This window comes from Streptomyces sp. NPDC052036, assembly GCF_040680495.1.
Classification (GTDB): domain Bacteria; phylum Actinomycetota; class Actinomycetes; order Streptomycetales; family Streptomycetaceae; genus Streptomyces.
In genome coordinates this window covers 18976-36346 of sequence record NZ_JBFAWW010000011.1, presented here as the reverse complement: position 1 = coordinate 36346, position 17371 = coordinate 18976, and the positions used below count along the sequence as shown (strand labels likewise).

The 17371-nt window shown below is 72.0% G+C and carries 14 protein-coding genes; 8 read left to right on the top strand and 6 right to left on the bottom strand.

The genetic code is table 11. The features are described from left to right. The first annotated feature begins 89 nt into the window (after positions 1-89). The 5 genes from AB0L95_RS17370 (at position 90) to AB0L95_RS17350 (ending at position 5625) form a co-directional block, all read left to right on the top strand. Complete coding sequence (locus AB0L95_RS17370) at positions 90-1070, top strand: amino acid ABC transporter permease (RefSeq protein WP_365162528.1); 981 nt, start codon at positions 90-92, stop codon at positions 1068-1070. Continuing rightward, complete coding sequence (locus AB0L95_RS17365; RefSeq protein ID WP_365162527.1) at positions 1067-1852, top strand: amino acid ABC transporter ATP-binding protein; 786 nt, start codon at positions 1067-1069, stop codon at positions 1850-1852. The genes AB0L95_RS17370 and AB0L95_RS17365 overlap by 4 nt, the downstream gene beginning before the upstream one ends. Positions 1853-1899: 47 nt before the next feature. Beyond that, the gene (locus AB0L95_RS17360; RefSeq protein ID WP_365162526.1) at positions 1900-2925 is read left to right on the top strand and encodes an ABC transporter substrate-binding protein; all 1026 of its coding nucleotides are present in this window, start codon (positions 1900-1902) and stop codon (positions 2923-2925) included. Between the two features lie 92 nt (positions 2926-3017). After that, positions 3018-4226: an LLM class flavin-dependent oxidoreductase gene (locus AB0L95_RS17355; protein ID WP_365162525.1), complete on the top strand. Its 1209-nt coding sequence runs from the start codon at positions 3018-3020 to the stop codon at positions 4224-4226. 22 nt (positions 4227-4248) lie between these two features. Then, positions 4249-5625 carry an NtaA/DmoA family FMN-dependent monooxygenase gene (locus tag AB0L95_RS17350; protein ID WP_365162524.1) on the top strand — a complete coding sequence of 459 codons (1377 nt, stop codon included), beginning with the start codon at positions 4249-4251 and terminating at the stop codon, positions 5623-5625. 100 nt (positions 5626-5725) lie between these two features. On the opposite strand, the gene AB0L95_RS17345 is transcribed toward AB0L95_RS17350, so the two are convergent. The 5 genes from AB0L95_RS17345 to AB0L95_RS17325 form a co-directional block, all read right to left on the bottom strand. Next, positions 5726-7945 (bottom strand): NADP-dependent isocitrate dehydrogenase, encoded by a 2220-nt coding sequence (locus AB0L95_RS17345; protein WP_365162523.1) that lies wholly within the window; start codon positions 7943-7945, stop codon positions 5726-5728. Between the two features lie 159 nt (positions 7946-8104). Next, complete coding sequence (locus AB0L95_RS17340; RefSeq protein WP_365162522.1) at positions 8105-8569, bottom strand: DUF4186 domain-containing protein; 465 nt, start codon at positions 8567-8569, stop codon at positions 8105-8107. 72 nt (positions 8570-8641) lie between these two features. Next, positions 8642-9739 carry a mechanosensitive ion channel family protein gene (locus AB0L95_RS17335; protein ID WP_365162521.1) on the bottom strand — a complete coding sequence of 366 codons (1098 nt, stop codon included), beginning with the start codon at positions 9737-9739 and terminating at the stop codon, positions 8642-8644. A gap of 217 nt (positions 9740-9956) precedes the next feature. Further along, positions 9957-10721, bottom strand: a complete 765-nt coding sequence (locus AB0L95_RS17330; protein WP_365162520.1) for a crotonase/enoyl-CoA hydratase family protein — start codon at positions 10719-10721, stop codon at positions 9957-9959. Positions 10722-10832: 111 nt separating this feature from the next. Further along, entirely contained in the window at positions 10833-11795 is a 963-nt protein-coding gene (locus AB0L95_RS17325) for a lysylphosphatidylglycerol synthase domain-containing protein (protein WP_365162519.1), read from the bottom strand. 147 nt (positions 11796-11942) lie between these two features. Between AB0L95_RS17325 and AB0L95_RS17320 the strand changes: the two genes are divergently transcribed. Continuing rightward, complete coding sequence (locus AB0L95_RS17320) at positions 11943-13865, top strand: ABC transporter ATP-binding protein (RefSeq protein WP_365162704.1); 1923 nt, start codon at positions 11943-11945, stop codon at positions 13863-13865. A 17-nt stretch (positions 13866-13882) separates the two neighbouring features. Here the strand turns inward: AB0L95_RS17320 and AB0L95_RS17315 are convergent, their stop codons facing one another. After that, positions 13883-15466, bottom strand: coding sequence for a TIR domain-containing protein (locus tag AB0L95_RS17315; protein ID WP_365162518.1), 1584 nt, complete (start codon positions 15464-15466; stop codon positions 13883-13885). Positions 15467-15810: 344 nt separating this feature from the next. Between AB0L95_RS17315 and AB0L95_RS17310 the strand changes: the two genes are divergently transcribed. Together AB0L95_RS17310 and AB0L95_RS17305 are read left to right on the top strand one after the other, a co-directional pair. After that, positions 15811-16353, top strand: a complete 543-nt coding sequence (locus tag AB0L95_RS17310) for an NUDIX hydrolase (protein ID WP_365162517.1) — start codon at positions 15811-15813, stop codon at positions 16351-16353. Positions 16354-16666: 313 nt separating this feature from the next. Next, positions 16667-17362: a hypothetical protein gene (locus AB0L95_RS17305; protein ID WP_365162516.1), complete on the top strand. Its 696-nt coding sequence runs from the start codon at positions 16667-16669 to the stop codon at positions 17360-17362. The last annotated feature ends 9 nt before the right edge of the window (positions 17363-17371 follow it).

Here is a 17371-nt window from a genome sequence, read left to right as displayed (position 1 = left end):
CCACGCCCCCTCACTCGGCCGCCGCCCTTGCCGCCGGGCCGTGCGGTCGCGCGCGCCGCCCGGGGTGTCCGACTCCGCTGGAGCCTGTCATGAGTGAACCCCTCGGCGCCGCCGTGTCCCTCGCCCCGCCACCGCCCGATGCCACCAGCGCGGGGCCCCCGACGGCCCAGCGGGTGCTGCCCCTGCGCCGGCCGGGCCGCCTGCTCGCCACCGCCGTCGTGCTCGTGCTGGTGGCCCAGTTCGTCCATGGACTGGTGTCCAACCCCTTCTACCAGTGGGACCGCTTCGCCTACTGGTTCCTCCGCCCCACCCTTCTCGACGGACTGCTCATCACCCTCGAAGTGACCGCGCTCAGCGCGGTACTGGGCCTGCTCGGCGGAGTCCTCCTCGCCCTGGCCCGGCTCTCCCGGAGCCCCGTACTGCGCGCGGTGAGCTGGACCTATGTGTGGGCGCTGCGTTCCGTACCCCTGATCGTGGTGCTGATCTTCCTGTACAACTTCAGCGCGCTGTACAAGACCTTGAGCATCGGCGTGCCCTTCGGCCCGGCCTTCCTCACCTTCGACGAGTCGCGGCTCGCCACCGACATGACCGTCGCCGTCGTCGGCCTGAGCCTGAACGAGGCCGCCTACGCCGCGGAGGTCGTCCGCGGCGGCATCCTCTCCGTCGACCAGGGCCAGCACGAGGCGGCCGCGGCCCTCGGGCTGCCCAGGGGCTACCAGTTCCGCAGGATCGTCCTTCCCCAGGCCCTCAGGTCCATCGTCCCCGCCTACGTCAACCAGTTGATCGGCCTGATCAAGGGCACCTCGCTGGTGTTCTACGTCTCGCTGCTGGATCTGTTCGGCGCCGCGCAGACCATGGGCAGCACCTACCCCGGCGACATCGTCCCGCTGCTGCTGGTCGTCACCGTCTGGTACCTGATCCTCACGAGCCTCGTGTCGGTCGTCCAGTTCTACGTCGAGCGGCACTACGCCCGGGGCGCCACCCGGTCCCTGCCGCCGACCCCGTTCCACCGACTCCGCGACGGTCTTCGCGACCTGCGGGAACGCGCGCGCAAGGAGGCCGCCGTATGACCACCGAGACTCCTTCGACCCGTCCCGCCGCCGTCGAGGTCCACGACGTGCACAAGTCCTTCGGCGCCCACCGGGTGCTGAACGGCATCGAGTTGACCGTACGCCCGGGCGAGGTGACCGTGATCCTCGGCCCGTCCGGCTCCGGCAAGTCGACGCTGCTGCGGGTGATCAACCACCTGGAGAAGCCCGAACGCGGCCATGTCAGCGTGAACGGCGAACCCATCGGTGTGCGTCGGCACGGCCACCACCTGAAGGAGCTGAGCGAGCGGACGATCCTGGCCCAGCGCAGCCGTATCGGGTTCGTCTTCCAGAACTTCAACCTCTTCCCGCATCTGACCGTGCTGGACAACGTGACCGCCGCCCCCGTCGCGACCGGCGCGCTGAGCCGGCCCGAGGCCGAGGAACTGGCCCGTGGCCTGCTGGGGAGGGTCGGGCTCGCGGACCGGGCGCGGGCGTATCCCCGGCAGTTGTCGGGCGGTCAGCAGCAGCGTGTGGCCATCGCCCGCGCGCTCGCGCTGCGTCCCGGAGTCATCCTCTTCGACGAACCCACCTCCGCCCTCGACCCGGAACTCGTCGGCGAGGTGCTCGCTGTCATCAAGGACCTGGCCCGCGGCGGCACCACCCTCGTCATCGTCACCCACGAGATCGGCTTCGCCCGCGAGGTCGCCGACCGGGTGGTCTTCATGGACGGCGGCCGGATCGTCGAACAGGGGCCGCCCGCCCAGGTTCTCGACCACCCGCGGCACGAGCGCACCCGGGACTTCCTGAGCAAGGTGCTCTGACCTCGCCTCCGCTCCTCCCCATCACCCTTCACCGAACAAGGACACTCATGCGTACCCTCAGTCTCCGTATCCGTCTGCGCCGCGGCCTCACCGCGGGCACCGCCGTCGTCACCCTCGCCGCCGGGCTCGCCGCCTGCGGGGGCGACAGCGACGCCGCCACCACCACGGGCGGCGCGCCCCCCGGCACGGTCACCGTGGGGCGGCTCTCCAACGGCGCGGCCCGGCAGACCACGTTGAAGGTGTCCGAGGTGAAGTCGATCAGTGCCGAGCTGCCCGCGGCCCTGCGCAAGAGAGGCACCCTGGAGATCGGCGTCGGGGCGCTGCCCTCCGGCTTCCCGCCCCTGGCGTACGTGGGCAGCGACCAGAAGTCGCTCACCGGCGCCGAACCCGACCTCGGACGTCTGGTGGCCGCTGTTCTCGGGCTCAAGCCCGAGGTGAAGAACTCGACGTGGGAGAACCTCTTCGTCGGCATCGACAGCGGCAAGGTGGACATCGCCTTCTCCAACGTCACCGACACCGAAGAGCGCAAGAAGAAGTACGAGTTCGCCTCCTACCGCCAGGACAACCTCGCCTTCGAGGTGCCGGAGAAGAGCACCTGGAACTTCGACGGCGACTACGAGGACCTCGCCGGCAAGACCGTCTCCGTCGGCTCCGGCACCAACCAGGAACGCATCCTCCTGACCTGGAAGGCGAAGCTGGCCAAGGAGGGCAAGAAGCTCACCGTCAAGTACTTCCAGGACAACAACAGCATCTATCTGGCGCTGGCCGCCGGCCGGATCGACGCGTACTTCGGCCCCAACCCCGCCGTCGCCTACCACATCACCCGGACCGCGCACACGCCCAGAGCCACCCGTAACGCGGGCACGTTCTCCGGAGCCGGCGAGACCCTTCAGGGTCTGATCGCGGCGACGGCGAAGAAGGACAGCGGTCTGGCCAAGCCGGTCACCGACGCCATCAACCACCTGATCCAGAACGGCCAGTACGCCCGGTGGCTGGCCGCCTGGAACCTGTCGAACGAGGCCGTCACCAAGGCGGAGACCAACCCGCCGGGCCTGCCGCTCGACAACTCCTGACCGCCCGCCAGGCCGTTCCCGCCCCCGTCGCCGTGCTCGCACGCGCGGGGGCCCGGCACTCTCGTCACGGACATCCAGGAAGGCACCCACTCGTGTCCTCAACCTCTCCTTCCCCCCTGCATCTGGCCGTCGCGCTCGACGGCACCGGCTGGCACCCCGCCTCCTGGCGCGAGCCGGAGGCCCGGCCCAGGGACCTGTTCACCGCCGGCCACTGGGCCGACCTGGTCCGGGAGGCCGAGCGCGGTCTGATCGACTTCGTGACCTTCGAGGACGGGCTCGGCCCCCAGTCCTCGCACCTCCTCGACCCGGACGAACGCACCGACCAGGTCCGCGGCCGCCTCGACGCCGTCCTCGTCGCCGCCCGGGTCGCCCCACTGACGCGGCACATAGGGCTGGTGCCGACCGTGGTCGTCACCCACACCGAGCCGTTCCATGTCTCCAAGGCCATCGCCACCCTCGACTACGTCAGCACCGGCCGTGCGGGCCTCCGGGTCCGGATCAGCGCGCGCCCGGACGAGGCAGCGCACTTCGGCCGCCGCACCCTGCCCCGTATCGACGCCTACGACAGCCCCGGCGCGCGGGAGCTGGTGCGCGACCTCTTCGACGAGGCCGCCGACCATGTCGAGGTCGTACGCCGGCTCTGGGACAGCTGGGAGGACGACGCGGAGATCCGCGACGTGACCACCGGCCGGTTCGTCGACCGCGACAAGCTCCACTACATCGACTTCGAGGGCCGGCACTTCAGCGTCAAGGGCCCCTCCATCACCCCCCGCCCGCCCCAGGGCCAGCCCCCGGTGACCGCGCTCGCCCACCAGACCGTGCCGTTCCGGCTCGTCGCCCGCTCCACCGACCTCGGCTATGTCACCCCGCACGACGCCGCACAGGCCCGCGCGATCGTCACCGAGGTCCGGACCGAGCAGGCCGCCGCCGGACGCGCGGAGGAGCCGCTGCACCTCTTCGGCGACCTGGTGGTCTTCCTCGACCACACCGCTGCCGAGGCCGCCGCCCGCCGCGAGCGCCTCGAGGCCGCCGCCGGAGAGCCGTACACCAGCGACGCCCGGATCTTCACCGGCACCCCCGCCCAACTCGCCGACCTGCTCCTGGAGTTGCAGTCGGCCGGGCTCTCCGGCTTCCGGCTGCGCCCCGCCGTCGCCGGGCACGACCTGCCGCTCATCACCCGGGGCCTCGTCCCCGAGCTCCAGCGCCGCGGCGCGTTCCGCACCGCGTACGAGGCCGACACCCTGCGCGGGCTGCTGGGACTCGCCCGCCCCGCCAACCGCTACGCCGCGCCCGCCGCCTGAGCCGGAAGGAACCCGACGGACCATGAGCAAGCCGCTCAAGCAGATCCATCTCGCGGCCCACTTCCCCGGGGTCAACAACACCACCGTGTGGAGCGCCCCGAAGGCCGGCAGCCACATCGAGTTCAGTTCGTTCGCACACTTCGCACGGACCGCCGAGCGAGCCAGGTTCGACTTCCTGTTCCTCGCCGAGGGGCTGCGCCTGCGCGAACAGGACGGGAAGATCTACGACCTGGACGTCGTCGGCCGCCCCGACACCTTCACCGTGCTCGCCGCGCTGGCCGCCGTCACCGAACACCTCGGCCTCACCGGCACCATCAACTCCACCTTCAACGAGCCCTATGAGGTGGCCCGCCAGTTCGCGAGCCTCGACCACCTCTCCGGGGGACGCGCCGCCTGGAACGTCGTCACCTCCTGGGACGCCTTCACCGGGGAGAACTTCCGCCGCGGCGGCTTCCTGCCGCAGGAGGAGCGCTACTCCCGCGCCGAGGAGTTCCTCGCCACGGCGAACGAACTCTTCGACTCCTGGCACGGCGACGAGATCGTCGCCGACCCGGCGACCGGCACCTTCCTGCGCGACGCCAAGGCCGGAGCCTTCGTCCACCACGGCCGGCACTTCGACATCCACGGCCGGTTCAACGTCCCCCGCAGCCCCCAGGGCCGCCCGGTGATCTTCCAGGCCGGGGACTCCGACGAGGGCCGCGAGTTCGCCGCGTCGAGCGCGGACGCCATCTTCAGCCGCTACAGCGCCCTGGAGTCCGGCCGCACCTTCTACGCGGACGTCAAGCGCCGCCTGGCCGCCTACGGCCGCCGGCCCGACCAGCTGCTCATCCTGCCCGCCGCGACGTTCGTCCTCGGTGACACCGACGAGGAGGCCGAGGAACTGGCCCGCGAGGTGCGCAGGGCGCAGGTCAGCGGGGCCACCGCGATCAAGCACCTGGAGTTCGTCTGGAACCGCGACCTGTCCGCCTACGACCCGGACGGCCCGCTCCCGGACATCGACCCGCTGCCCGGCGAGAACACCATCGCACGCGGCCGTGCCCAGGTGCGGATGTACCGCGATCCGCAGGCCACCGCGCGGGAGTGGCGGGAGCTGGCCGCCGCGCACCACTGGTCGATCCGGGACCTGGTCATCAACACCGGCAATCGCCAGAGCTTCGTGGGCTCCCCGGCCACCGTGGCGCGGGAGATCGACGCCTTCGTCCAGGCCGACGCGTCCGACGGTTTCATCCTCGTCCCGCACCTCACCCCCGGCGGACTCGACGCCTTCGCGGACACCGTGGTGCCGCTGCTGCAGGAGCGCGGCGTGTACCGCACGGAGTACGAGGGCACGACCCTGCGCGACCACCTGGGCCTGGCCCACCCCGACGCGGGGACGCCGGCCGAGCGGGCGGCGTCGTAGCGCCCACATCGCACCAAGACCCGCAGACACCACCGCCCCGGCCGGATCGAATCCGGCCGGGGCGGTGGTCACACCGGTGCGGGTGCCGCGCGGACGCTGCTTACGCGAGCGTGGTCAGCAGCTGGTTCCAGGTGGCCGAGGGGCGCATGACCGCGGCGGCCTTCGCCGGGTCGGGCTGGTAGTAGCCGCCGATGTCGACCGGCTTGCCCTGGACGGCGACCAGCTCGTCGACGATCTTCTGCTCGTTCTCGGCGAGCGACTCGGCGAGCGGGGCGAACGCCTTCGCCAGCTCCGCGTCGTCGGTCTGCCGCGCCAGCTCCTGCGCCCAGTACAGGGACAGGTAGAAGTGGCTGCCGCGGTTGTCGATGCCGCCGACGCGACGGGTCGGGGACTTGTCCTCGTTGAGGAAGGTCGCCGTGGCGCGGTCGAGGGTGTCGGCGAGGACCTGGGCACGCTGGTTGCCGACGGCCTTCGCGTACTGCTCGAAGGACGGCACCAGCGCGAAGAACTCGCCGAGCGAGTCCCAGCGCAGGTAGTCCTCCTTGACCAGCTGCTGGACGTGCTTCGGGGCGGAGCCGCCGGCGCCCGTCTCGAACAGGCCGCCGCCCGCCATCAGCGGGACGACCGACAGCATCTTGGCGCTGGTGCCCAGCTCCAGGATCGGGAACAGGTCCGTGAGGTAGTCACGCAGCACGTTGCCGGTGACGGAGATGGTGTTCTCGCCGCGGCGGATGCGCTCCACGGAGACCTTGGTGGCCTCGACCGGGGCCAGGATGCGGATGTCCAGGCCCTCGGTGTCGTGCTCCCGCAGGTACTCCTCGACCTTGGCGATCAGGTTGGCGTCGTGGGCGCGGGTCTCGTCCAGCCAGAACACGGCCGGGTCGCCGGTGGCGCGGGCGCGGGTGACGGCGAGCTTCACCCAGTCCTTGATCGGGGCGTCCTTGGTCTGGCAGGCGCGGAAGATGTCACCGGCGGAGACGGTCTGCTCCAGGACGACGTTGCCGGCCTGGTCGACGAGACGGACGGTACCCGTGGTGGGGATCTCGAAGGTCTTGTCGTGGCTGCCGTACTCCTCGGCCTTCTGCGCCATGAGGCCCACGTTCGGTACCGAACCCATGGTGGCGGGGTCGTAGGCGCCGTTCGCGCGGCAGTCGTCGATCACGGCCTGGTACACGCCGGAGTAGCTGGAGTCCGGCAGCACCGCGAGGGTGTCGTGCTCCTGGCCGTCCGGGCCCCACATGTGGCCGGAGGTGCGGATCATGGCGGGCATCGAGGCGTCGACGATGACGTCGGACGGCACGTGCAGGTTGGTGATGCCCTTGTCGGAGTCGACCATCGCGAGGGCCGGACCCTCGGCCAGCTCCGCGTCGAAGGAGGCCTTGATCTCCTCGCCGTTCGGCAGGCCCTCGAGGCCCTTGAAGATGCCGCCCAGGCCGTCGTTCGGGGTCAGGCCGGCCGCGGCGAACGTCTCGCCGTACTTCGCGAACGTCTTCGGGAAGAAGGCGCGCACCACGTGGCCGAAGACGATCGGGTCGGAGACCTTCATCATCGTGGCCTTCAGGTGCACCGAGAACAGCACACCCTCCTCCTTGGCGCGGGCGACCTGCGCGGTCAGGAACTCGCGCAGCGCGGCGACCCGCATCACGGAGGCGTCCACGACCTCGCCCGCGAGGACCGGGACGGACTCGCGCAGCACGGTGGTGGAGCCGTCGTCGCCCTTCAGCTCGATGCGCAGCGAACCGGCCTGCGAGATCACCGCGGACTTCTCGGTGGAGCGGAAGTCGTCCACGCCCATGGTCGCGACGTCCGTCTTCGACTCGGAGGTCCAGGCGCCCATGCGGTGCGGGTGGGTCTTGGCGTAGTTCTTCACCGAGGCGGGGGCGCGGCGGTCGGAGTTGCCCTCGCGCAGCACCGGGTTCACGGCGGAGCCCTTGACCTTGTCGTAACGGGCGCGGATCTCCCGCTCCTCGTCGGTCTTCGGCTCGTCCGGGTAGTCCGGCAGCGCGTAGCCCTTGGCCTGCAGTTCGGCCACGGCCGCCTTCAGCTGCGGGACGGACGCCGAGACGTTCGGCAGCTTGATGATGTTGGCCTCGGGGGTCTTGGCCAGCTCACCCAGCTCAGCGAGGTCGTCGTTGATCCGCTGGTCCTCGTTCAGGTACTCGGGGAAGACCGCGAGGATGCGCCCGGCCAGCGAGATGTCACGCGTCTCCACGGCGACACCCGCCTGCGAGGCGTACGCCCGGACCACCGGCAGGAAGGAATACGTCGCCAGGGCCGGGGCCTCGTCAGTGTGCGTGTAGATGATGGTCGAGTCAGTCACCGGGTGCTCCGCTCCACGTCTGCAACATTGCTCGACATCAAGATATCTCGTGTGCGGACCCCACTCGACAGTGGCCCACGCCACGGACACGCCGGACGGCCGCCCGTACGCACGCCCTCGGGCACCGGCATGCCGCCAGGCCCGGTCAGCCGGGCCGGCTCAGGGCCGGTCCGTGCTCGGCGCGCCGGTTCCGGGCCCCGGCGCGCCCGCCACCTCGCGCTCGATCCAGCGGCAGATCACGTCCACCACGTAGGCGCGCTCGGGGCGGCTCAGTTCCCGCCCCTTCGGGATCCCGTGCCAGCGCTCCAGGCAGGTACGGCAGCAGGTGGCGGTCGCGTGCTGCGCGACGAAGACCGGGTGGCCCCGGTAGGGGGTCTGCTTGCCGTCCTTGTACGGCTCGGCCGGCGCCAGCCGCCTGGCGATGAGGTCGTAGGCGTGCCACCGGATCGTGGCGGGGCCCTTGAGCTCGGCGGTGGCCAGGTCGCGTCCGCGCAGATGGAACTTGGCGCGGAAAGGATGGCGCGCGATCCGGTCCAGCCGCCCGTCGAGCGGATGGGCCGTAGGGCCGGGCGTCCGGTCGGGCATCGGGGGTTCGGCGAAGAGGTGCATGCTCCTTTCGAGCATAGGACCGACCGTCTCCCGCGGGAGACCGCCGGTCCCGGCCCCTGCGGCGCGAGGCCGGCGGCGGGGCGCCGGTCAGAGGGCGTCCGGGCCGCCGTGCTCGATCACCAGGTCGGCGCCGCTGCGCGGCTGCGGTATGACCGTCGCACCCTGGTGCAGCGCCACCGTCCGGGCCGGCGCCGGGATCCGGATGCCCTCGGCCCGGTACCGCTTGTGCAGGCGCTTGATGAACTCATGCTTGATCCGGTACTGGTCGCTGAACTCGCCGACGCCCAGGATCACCGTGAAGCCGATCCGGGAGTCGCCGAAGGTGTGGAACCGGATGGCCGGTTCATGGTCCGGGACGGCGCCCGTGATCTCCGTCATCACCTCGGCGACGACCTCCATGGTGACCTTCTCGACATGCTCCAGGTCGCTGTCGTAGCCGACCCCCACCTGCACCAGTACGGTCAACTGCTGCTCGGGACGGGTGTAGTTGATCATGTTCGACTTGGCGAGCTGCCCGTTGGGGATGACGACCAGGTTGTTGGAGAGCTGGCGCACGGTGGTCTGCCGCCAGTTGATGTCGACGACATAGCCCTCCTCGCCGCTGCTCAGCCGGATGTAGTCACCGGGCTGAACGGTCTTGGAGGCGAGGATATGGATGCCCGCGAACAGGTTCGCCAAGGTGTCCTGAAGGGCCAGGGCGACGGCGAGACCGCCCACGCCCAGGGCGGTGAGCAGGGGCGCTATGGAGATGCCCAGCGTCTGGAGCATCACCAGGAAGCCCATGGCCAGCACCACGACCCGGGTGATGTTGACGAAGATCGTGGCCGATCCGGCGACCCCGGACCGGGACTGGGTGACCGCCCGCACCAGTCCCGCGATGACACGGGCGGCCGTCAGCGTCACCACGAAGATGAGCAGCACGCTCAGGGTCTGGTTGACATGATGCTGCACGGTCCGGGTGAGCGGCAGCACCGCCGCCGCCGAGGCCGCGCCGCCCGCGATGGCCGCCCAGGGCACCACGGTACGCAGCGTGTCCACGATGACGTCGTCACCGCTCCACTTGGTGCGGCTGGCGTGCCGGCCCAGCCAGCGCAGCAGCATGCGCAGCAGGAAGGCTGCCAACAGGCCCGCCGTCAGGGCGATTCCGGCGAGCATCAGATCGTCGAGGGTGACCCCGCGGTTCACCGGTCACCTCCCGCGCCGAAGAGAGGGCCCCGGGGCCGGAAATGAGGACTCGTCACTTGCCACCTGCTCGTTTCACGGGATGCACGATCGCCTCCGGGCGGACTGGTCGCGTCCGGAGCGAGGATTCATCCTGCCGTATGCCGGTCTCGGACCGTGAAACGGGCGACACCGACCGGCCGTTGGCACCGCGGTGTCATGGCGTCGGTCCGGCGCGCCGTCACAGGTCCGTGAACGACCCGTGCCGTCCGGCCCCGGCCGCGAAGCGGTCCGCGCCTTCCAGACCCTCCGCCAGCACACCCTTGCCGTGGCGGAGTTCGCTCAGCAGCGCCGCCTGCTCGTCCAGCCCCTCCTGGTCGAGGACCGAGGCGCGGTCGCCGCGCAGACACGCCTGCGGGAACCGGGCGATCTCGGCGGCCAGTTCCTCCGCCTCGGCGCGGGCACGGCCGGTCGGCACGACGCGGTTGGCGAGCCCCGTCGCGTACGCCTCCTGGGCCGGCACCGGACGGCCGGTGAGGATCATGTCCAGCGCACGGCTGGTGCCGATCAGCCGCGGCAGCCGTACCGTGCCGCCGTCGATGAGCGGTACGCCCCAGCGGCGGCAGAAGACCCCGAACACCGCGTCCTCCTCGGCGACCCGCAGATCGCACCAGAGTGCCAGTTCCAGACCGCCGGCCACCGCGTGCCCCGCGACCGCCGCGATCACCGGCTTGGACAGCCGCAGCCGGGTCGGCCCCATGGGGCCGTCGCCGTCCTCCGCCACCCGGTTGCCGCGCTCGGTCCCGACCGCCTTCAGATCGGCACCCGCGCAGAACGTCCCGCCCTCGCCCCACAGCACCGCCACCCGCGCCGACGCATCCGCCTCGAACGCCCGGAAGGCGTCGGCGAGCGCGGCGGCGGTCGGCCCGTCCACCGCGTTGCGGGCCTCGGGGCGGGAGAGGACGACGGTGGTGACGTACCCCAGACGTTCGATCCGGACCGACATCGGGCTGCCTCTTTCGCGGGCGGGAAGGGCTGGCCCCGCAGAGGTTACTCCCCGGTACGACAGTTGTCCGCAGTGCGGCGGAGGCCGACCCGCAGCGAGAGTCGCCCCCGGTCAGATCACCTTCAGCCGCACCAGCGCCCCCAGCGTCAGTGCACCCGGCACCAGGGGCAGCCACACCGTGATGATCCGGTACGCCAGAACCACCGCCGTCGCCACGGCCACCGGGCCGCCCGCCGCCACCAGGGCGAGGACCAGCGCCGCCTCCACCGAGCCGATCCCGCCCGGGGTGGGCACGGCGGCGACGGCGAGGGTCGCCGCCAGATACGCGACCGCCATGTGCACGGGCGGCACCGGAAGCGACAGAGCCTCGCCCACCGCGGCCAGACCGGCCGCCTGCAACGCGGGGAACGCCAGCGAGCCTCCCCACAGGGCGAGCGCACGGGCGGGACGGGTGTGCACCGAACGGGCCTCGCCGAGCGCCGTGCGCACGAACGAGAACACGGCCGTGCGCAGCCGCCGCACCAGCAGCAGGACCGCCACCGCAACGCACACCGCCCCGGCCGCGGCGAACAGCAGCGGGCCCGCCGCCCACGAGGGGATCAAGGAGCCGAGACGGAGCGCGTCCGGAAACGCGACCAGCAGGACCAGCAACAGCCCGACCCGGGTGATCGCCTCGGCGAGCATGTACAGCGCCAGCGCCGCCGACGAGCGGGCCAGCGGCACCCCGCACACCGTCATGAAGCGCAGATTGACCGCACTCGCACCGAACCCGGTGGGCAGCAGATGGTTGGCCGCGCCCGCGGCGAACTGCGTCGCCAGCAGGCGTCGCCGAGGCAGTCGCTGGACCACCGCGCCCTGCCGGGTGACGGCGGCCGCGATCCAGGTCAGACAGGTCGCACCGGCAGCGGCCACCAGCCACGGCCACTCGGCCGACCGTAGATGGCCGAAGCCCTCCGCGAGCACGGACCAGTGCTCTGCCGCGACCACCAGCACGAGGGCGAGCGGGAGCAGACACAGGACCTGGCGGACCGGAAGACGTCTGGGGAGTCCCTGAGGGAGACGCACGGCAGTCACATCGGCAGAGGCTTTCCACGCCGCACCAACGCCAGGTTGCGCCCGCGGAGACGGATGCTGACGAGCGGGGCAAGGCCCGGGAGCGGCTCCGGTTCCGGCTGCGTTGACCTCGACAGCGCTTGAGGTTCTACCGTCGATCTCATGAGCATGGAGACCACTGCCTGGCACCAGTTGCACAGCGTCATGACCGCACAGCGGGAGCGCCGGCCCCTGGCCCGCGCGACGCTGCGCCGCGTCGCGGCCTTCGCCCGCCCGCACCGCCGCCGGATCGCGTGGTTCGTCGTGCTCAGCGTGGTGACCGCCCTGCTCGCCGTCGCGACTCCCGTACTCGCCGGCCGCGTCGTCGACGCGATCGTGTCGCACGGGGACCAGGGCAGGGTCGTGGAGCTGTCCTCGCTGATCGCCCTCATCGCGCTCGCCGAGGCGGCACTCGGGCTGGTGGGCCGCCGGTTGTCGGCCACGCTCGGGGAGGGCCTCATCCTCGATCTGCGGACGGCTGTGTTCGATCATGTGCAGCGCATGCCGGTCGCGTTCTTCACACGTACTCGTACGGGTGCGCTCGTCAGCCGTCTCAACAACGACGTCATCGGCGCCCAGCGCGCCTTCAGCAACACCCTGTCGGGCGTCGTCGGCAACATCGTCACGCTGCTGCTCACCCTCGCCGTGATGCTGACCCTGTCCTGGCAGATCACCCTGATCGCGCTGGCGCTGCTGCCGGTCTTCGTGGTGCCCGCGCGCCGGATGGGCAGCCGTATGGCACGGATGCAGCGGGAGGCGGCCGACCTCAACGCCGCGATGGGCACCCGGATGACCGAGCGCTTCTCCGCGCCGGGTGCCACCCTCGTCAAACTTTTCGGGCGTCCGGAGGAGGAGTCGGCCGAGTTCGCGGCGCGAGCCCGTCGGGTGCGGGACATCGGGGTGCGGACGGCGATGGCACAGTCGGCGTTCCTCACCGCGCTGACCCTTGTCTCCGCCCTGGCCCTCGCCCTCGTCTACGGCCTCGGCGGCTGGTTCGCCCTGCGCGGCACGCTGGAGCCGGGCGCGGTGGTCTCACTGGCCCTGCTGCTCACCCGGCTCTACGCGCCGCTCACCTCCCTCGCGGGGGCCCGGGTGGAGGTGATGAGCGCCATGGTGAGCTTCGAGCGCGTCTTCGAGGTGCTCGACCTCAAGCCGATGATCGAGGAGAAGCCGGCGGCGCGCAGTGTCCCCGAGGGCCCGGTGTCGGTGGAGTTCGACGACGTCCGCTTCGGCTACCCGGCCGCCGACCGGTTCTCCCTCGCCTCGCTGGAGGAGGTGGCGAGCCTGGACACGCGCGGCGGGACCGAGATCCTGCACGGCGTCTCCTTCCGTGCCGAACCCGGCCGGACGGTCGCCCTCGTGGGCTCCTCGGGCGCAGGCAAGTCCACCGTCGCCGCCCTGCTCCCGCGGCTCTACGACGTCGACGCGGGCACCGTGCGCGTCGGCGGGATCGACGTCCGCGAGCTCAGCGCGGCGTCCCTGCGCGAGACGCTCGGCATGGTCACGCAGGACGGCCATCTGTTCCATGACACCGTACGGGCCAATCTGCTGCTGGCCCGGGCGGACGCGACCGACGACGATCTGTGGGAGGTCCTGCGCCGGGCCCGCCTCGACGACCTCGTACGGTCCCTGCCCGACGGCCTCGACACGGTCGTCGGTGAGCGCGGCTACCGCCTGTCCGGGGGCGAGCGCCAGCGGATGACCATCGCACGCCTGCTGCTGGCCCGGCAGCGCGTCGTCATCCTCGACGAGGCCACCGCCCATCTCGACAGCACCTCGGAGGCGGCCGTCCAGGAGGCCCTGACCGAAGCCCTCCAGGGCCGCACTGCCGTCGTGATCGCCCACCGTCTGTCCACCGTACGGGCCGCCGACGTCATCCTCGTCGTGGAGTCCGGCCGGATCGTGGAGCGGGGCACGCACGACGAACTGCTGGCCGTGGACGGACGGTACGCGGAGCTGTACCGGACGCAGTTCGATCAGGCGCGGGCGACTTCGCGGACGCAGGAGACGGGGGAGAGAGCGGAGCTCGGGGAGACGGAGGCCATCGCCTGAGGGGCGCGTGACGGCGGTCAGCGGCAGCGTGCCTCGTACGGTTCCGGCACACCGAACCGTTCCCACTCGCTCGGCGTGAGGGTGCGCCCCGCCAGGCCGCACGCCTGCCGGAGCAGCTCGACCGGGTCCAGGGCCAGCCGGCGGACCGTGCCGTCGTAGGAGACATGGACGAGGCCGCGCCCGCCGGCGGTGAAGAACAGATCGGCCGGCAGGGGCCCGGCGTCGTCGAACAGCGGTCCTCCGACGGTCTCCAGCGTCTCGGTGTCCCGCAGCCGCATGTCCCCCTCGGTGAGCAGCAGGGACCCGTCACGGCTGAAGGCCACGCCGTGTCCGCTGCCCGGCACGGCCGCCCGGACCCGGCAGCCGCCCCGGCCGTCGGGCGCGAGCAGCCGGGTCGTGCCGTCCTGGGAGGACACCGCCACGGTGTCGTCGCGGGGGCTGAAGGCCAGGCCCCGGCTGCCTCCCGAGGACGCTCCCATGAGTCCGGTGCACAGCATCAGCCGCCTGCCCGTGGCGACGTCGTGGACGACCGTGCGGCCCAGGGTGACGGTGGCGCCGAGCCGTCGGCCCGTCCCGTCGAGCGCGTAGGTGATCCCGAGCCGGCCGCCGACGTCGATCAGCGCCACCTGTCGGCCGTCCGGCTGCAGCGCCACCTGGGCCAGGGGCCGCCCGGAGGGGGACGGCACCGTGGCGATCACCGAGGCGTCCGCGCCGTCCAGGACCAGCGCCCGCTTCCGGTCCCGCCCCACGACGACCGCGAGCGTCCCGCCGCCGTCGCTGACGCTCGGCCGGGGGGCTCCGGCCGCCGACGCGCCGAGCGAGGGGCCGCGGCCCAGCACCCGGCCGGTGCGCACGTCCCAGACCACCACCCGCCCCTGGGCGTCCGTGCCCGCCGTCACCGGTCGCCGCGGGGCCCCGCCCTCCACACGCAGCAGGTCCCCGCGCACCTCGGCGGTGCGGCGTCCCGTGAGGGCGTCGACGAACACCGTTCTGCCGGGGGAGACGACGGCCGCGAAGTACCGGCCGTCGGCCACGGACGTCACCCAGGGATCCGCGGCCGCCGGGGCGAGGGCCCGCACCGCGCCGGTCCGGGTGTCCCACAGCCGGACCCGGTCCATGGTGTCCAGGGAGAGCACGAAACGGCCGTCGGAACCCTCGGCCCGGCGCAGATCGACGACGAGCGGCATATCGGAGAACACCCCGGACAGCGCCCGCGGCAGCGCGTCCGACCGCTCCCAGTCGAAGTCGGCGGCGGCGTCGTCCCACACGTAGTCGCCCCGCGTCACCACCAGGAGTACGTGCTCGGCAGGCTTGTTCGCCTTCCAGTACTCCACCTCGCGATCCACCCACACCGACGCCGCGGCCTCGGGCGAGGCGAGCAGCACCAGATAGCGTGAGCGGGACAGCGCGTCCTCGATCCCCGGCCACAGCCCGGGGTCCGCCGACAGGCTGGCCTCGTCCTGGAAGACCCGCAGGGCCCGCAGCCGGTACCAGGGCCGGGCGAAACGGTGCAGGGCGCCGCGCAGGGCGACCGCGAGGTCCCGGTCGGCCCGCTGGCTGTAGGAGACGAAGGCGTCGAACCCGGCCGCCGCGCCCGTCACTTCGGACGGGCGTCCTCGAACCCCCAAGCGTCGCGCCGGGCGACCCGGCAGCAGACGTAGGGCCACGGCGTCCCCCTCGCACGACGGCACCGCGCCGCCGGTCCCGGCTGCGCGGAAGAGCAGTATGCCGGGTGCTCCGGCACCTTCCTCCATACGCTCATGCGCGCATATTTCCGCCCGGGCATCAGCGCACGATGCGTACCCGGATTCCCCCCACGGGGAGGCGCGGCGGGCCGGGACACGGGGTCCGCATGGTGCGTACCCGATTCCCCGCATGCGGACGGTATGGCGGGCCGGGACAGGGGGCCCGCATGGTGCCGTGGTCCGTGGGCAGAACTCCCGGCATGGAGACCCGAGGACCCTGGCGGCGGCATCAGCGGGAGGCCCTGTGCACGACCGCGCGCCTCGTGGCGTACCAGGACCGGGTCACGCTGCCCGACGGACGCGCGGGCCACTACGACTGGGTGCACGTGCCGGACCAGGTCCGGGTCGCCGCGCTGGTCGAGGGAAGCCTGCTGATCGTCGAGCAGTACCACTACCTCACCGGCACGATGTGGCAGCTGCCGGGCGGCGACGTCGACCCGGAGGACCACGATCACGGCGCCGCCGCCCGTCGGGAACTCGCCGAGGAGACCGGCTACCGCGAGGGCCGCTGGACACCGCGAGGCGCCCTGCATCCGCTGCCCGGCCTCACCCCGGCCCGTGTCCATCTCTGGAGCGCCGACGGTCTTACGCCGGGCAAGCCCGCACCGGAGCCCGGCGAGGCGGACCTCGGGGTACGTCATGTGCCCCTGGCCGAGGCGGTGAGGGCCGCGTGCGAGGGCCGCATCGGCTGCGCCGCCAGCGCCGCCCTGGTCCTGGCGGTGGGGGCGACACACGTCGGCTGAGAGGCCGCGCGGCGGCGGAATGGTCGCAGGGCGGCCTTGGTTGTGCAGGGCGTGGCAGTGAAGGGGACAGTGTCCCCGGGCCTCACCTATTGCCCATGGGGACGATCGTTCGGCTGAAGCCTCATGGAGCCTTTCGCCGAGAGGCGACCGCCCTTCGCTGCCACAGCTTGCCGATCAGCCCCGGCCGGTGTCACCCCTCCGGCCGGGGCTGAGCCCATTTTCGGTGAAAGCCCCGGGCCGGCGGCCCCGCGCGACTATTCTGCGCGCAGACTCCGACGCTCAAGGTGGTCCGGTGCCAGGGGGACGCGACGGAATGACATGGTGGAACACGCTCCGGAACGGGGCGCGCCTGCACGGTCTCCGGCTGCTCGCCGCCGTGGTGGTCGGCGCGGCCACCGGGCTGGCCGTCTTCAGCGTCACCCGGGTCAGCGGCCGCAGCCTGTTCGTCATCACCGGCGGCCTGGCCGGCGTCCTCACCGTGGTGATCCTCCAGGTCTACGGCCGTGCCGCACGGCTCAGCGAGGTCACCGTCCGGGTGCCGCAGGTGAGCGAACTGACGTTCGTGGTGAACAACGACTCCCGGCAGATGGCCTGGCATCTGTTCGTCGAGACCTCGACCCGCGTCTCCACCCAGCCCCTGAGCCAGGACGAGGGCCTGCTGCGCGAGGCGCTCAGTTCCCTGTACGGGCTCTTCGCCACGACCCGCGAGACCCTCAAGGCCGGCCGCCCCTCCAGAGCCGCCGTCGGCGGACACACCGTCGAATACCTGGCCATCACCATGCTCAACCATGAGCTGCGCCCCTTCCTCTCGACCTGGCACCCCCGTCTGCGCGCCCACGAGCAGGCGCACCCGGCCGCCCCCGAAGCCTCCTGGACCGACAACGCGGCCTGCCGCGCCGCCCTCGTCGCGGTCCAGGCCAACCTGCACCAGTACGCGCTGGGTTTCGCCCGTCTCGCCGGGGTGCACGCCCCGGAGACGCTGGTGAACGGCCCCGGCCTACTGCCCTGAGCGTGCCGC

What these genes read in the sequence shown, in the direction of transcription:
- AB0L95_RS17350 (WP_365162524.1), top strand. Translation starts at nt 4,249, where the DNA reads ATGAGCAAGCCGCTCAAGCAGATCCATCTCGCGGCCCACTTCCCCGGG.
- AB0L95_RS17365 (WP_365162527.1), top strand. Translation starts at nt 1,067, where the DNA reads ATGACCACCGAGACTCCTTCGACCCGTCCCGCCGCCGTCGAGGTCCAC.
- AB0L95_RS17370 (WP_365162528.1), top strand. Translation starts at nt 90, where the DNA reads ATGAGTGAACCCCTCGGCGCCGCCGTGTCCCTCGCCCCGCCACCGCCC.
- AB0L95_RS17340 (WP_365162522.1), bottom strand. Translation starts at nt 8,569, where the DNA reads ATGCTCGAAAGGAGCATGCACCTCTTCGCCGAACCCCCGATGCCCGAC.
- AB0L95_RS17320 (WP_365162704.1), top strand. Translation starts at nt 11,943, where the DNA reads ATGGAGACCACTGCCTGGCACCAGTTGCACAGCGTCATGACCGCACAG.
- AB0L95_RS17360 (WP_365162526.1), top strand. Translation starts at nt 1,900, where the DNA reads ATGCGTACCCTCAGTCTCCGTATCCGTCTGCGCCGCGGCCTCACCGCG.
- AB0L95_RS17305 (WP_365162516.1), top strand. Translation starts at nt 16,667, where the DNA reads ATGACATGGTGGAACACGCTCCGGAACGGGGCGCGCCTGCACGGTCTC.
- AB0L95_RS17330 (WP_365162520.1), bottom strand. Translation starts at nt 10,721, where the DNA reads ATGTCGGTCCGGATCGAACGTCTGGGGTACGTCACCACCGTCGTCCTC.
- AB0L95_RS17310 (WP_365162517.1), top strand. Translation starts at nt 15,811, where the DNA reads ATGGAGACCCGAGGACCCTGGCGGCGGCATCAGCGGGAGGCCCTGTGC.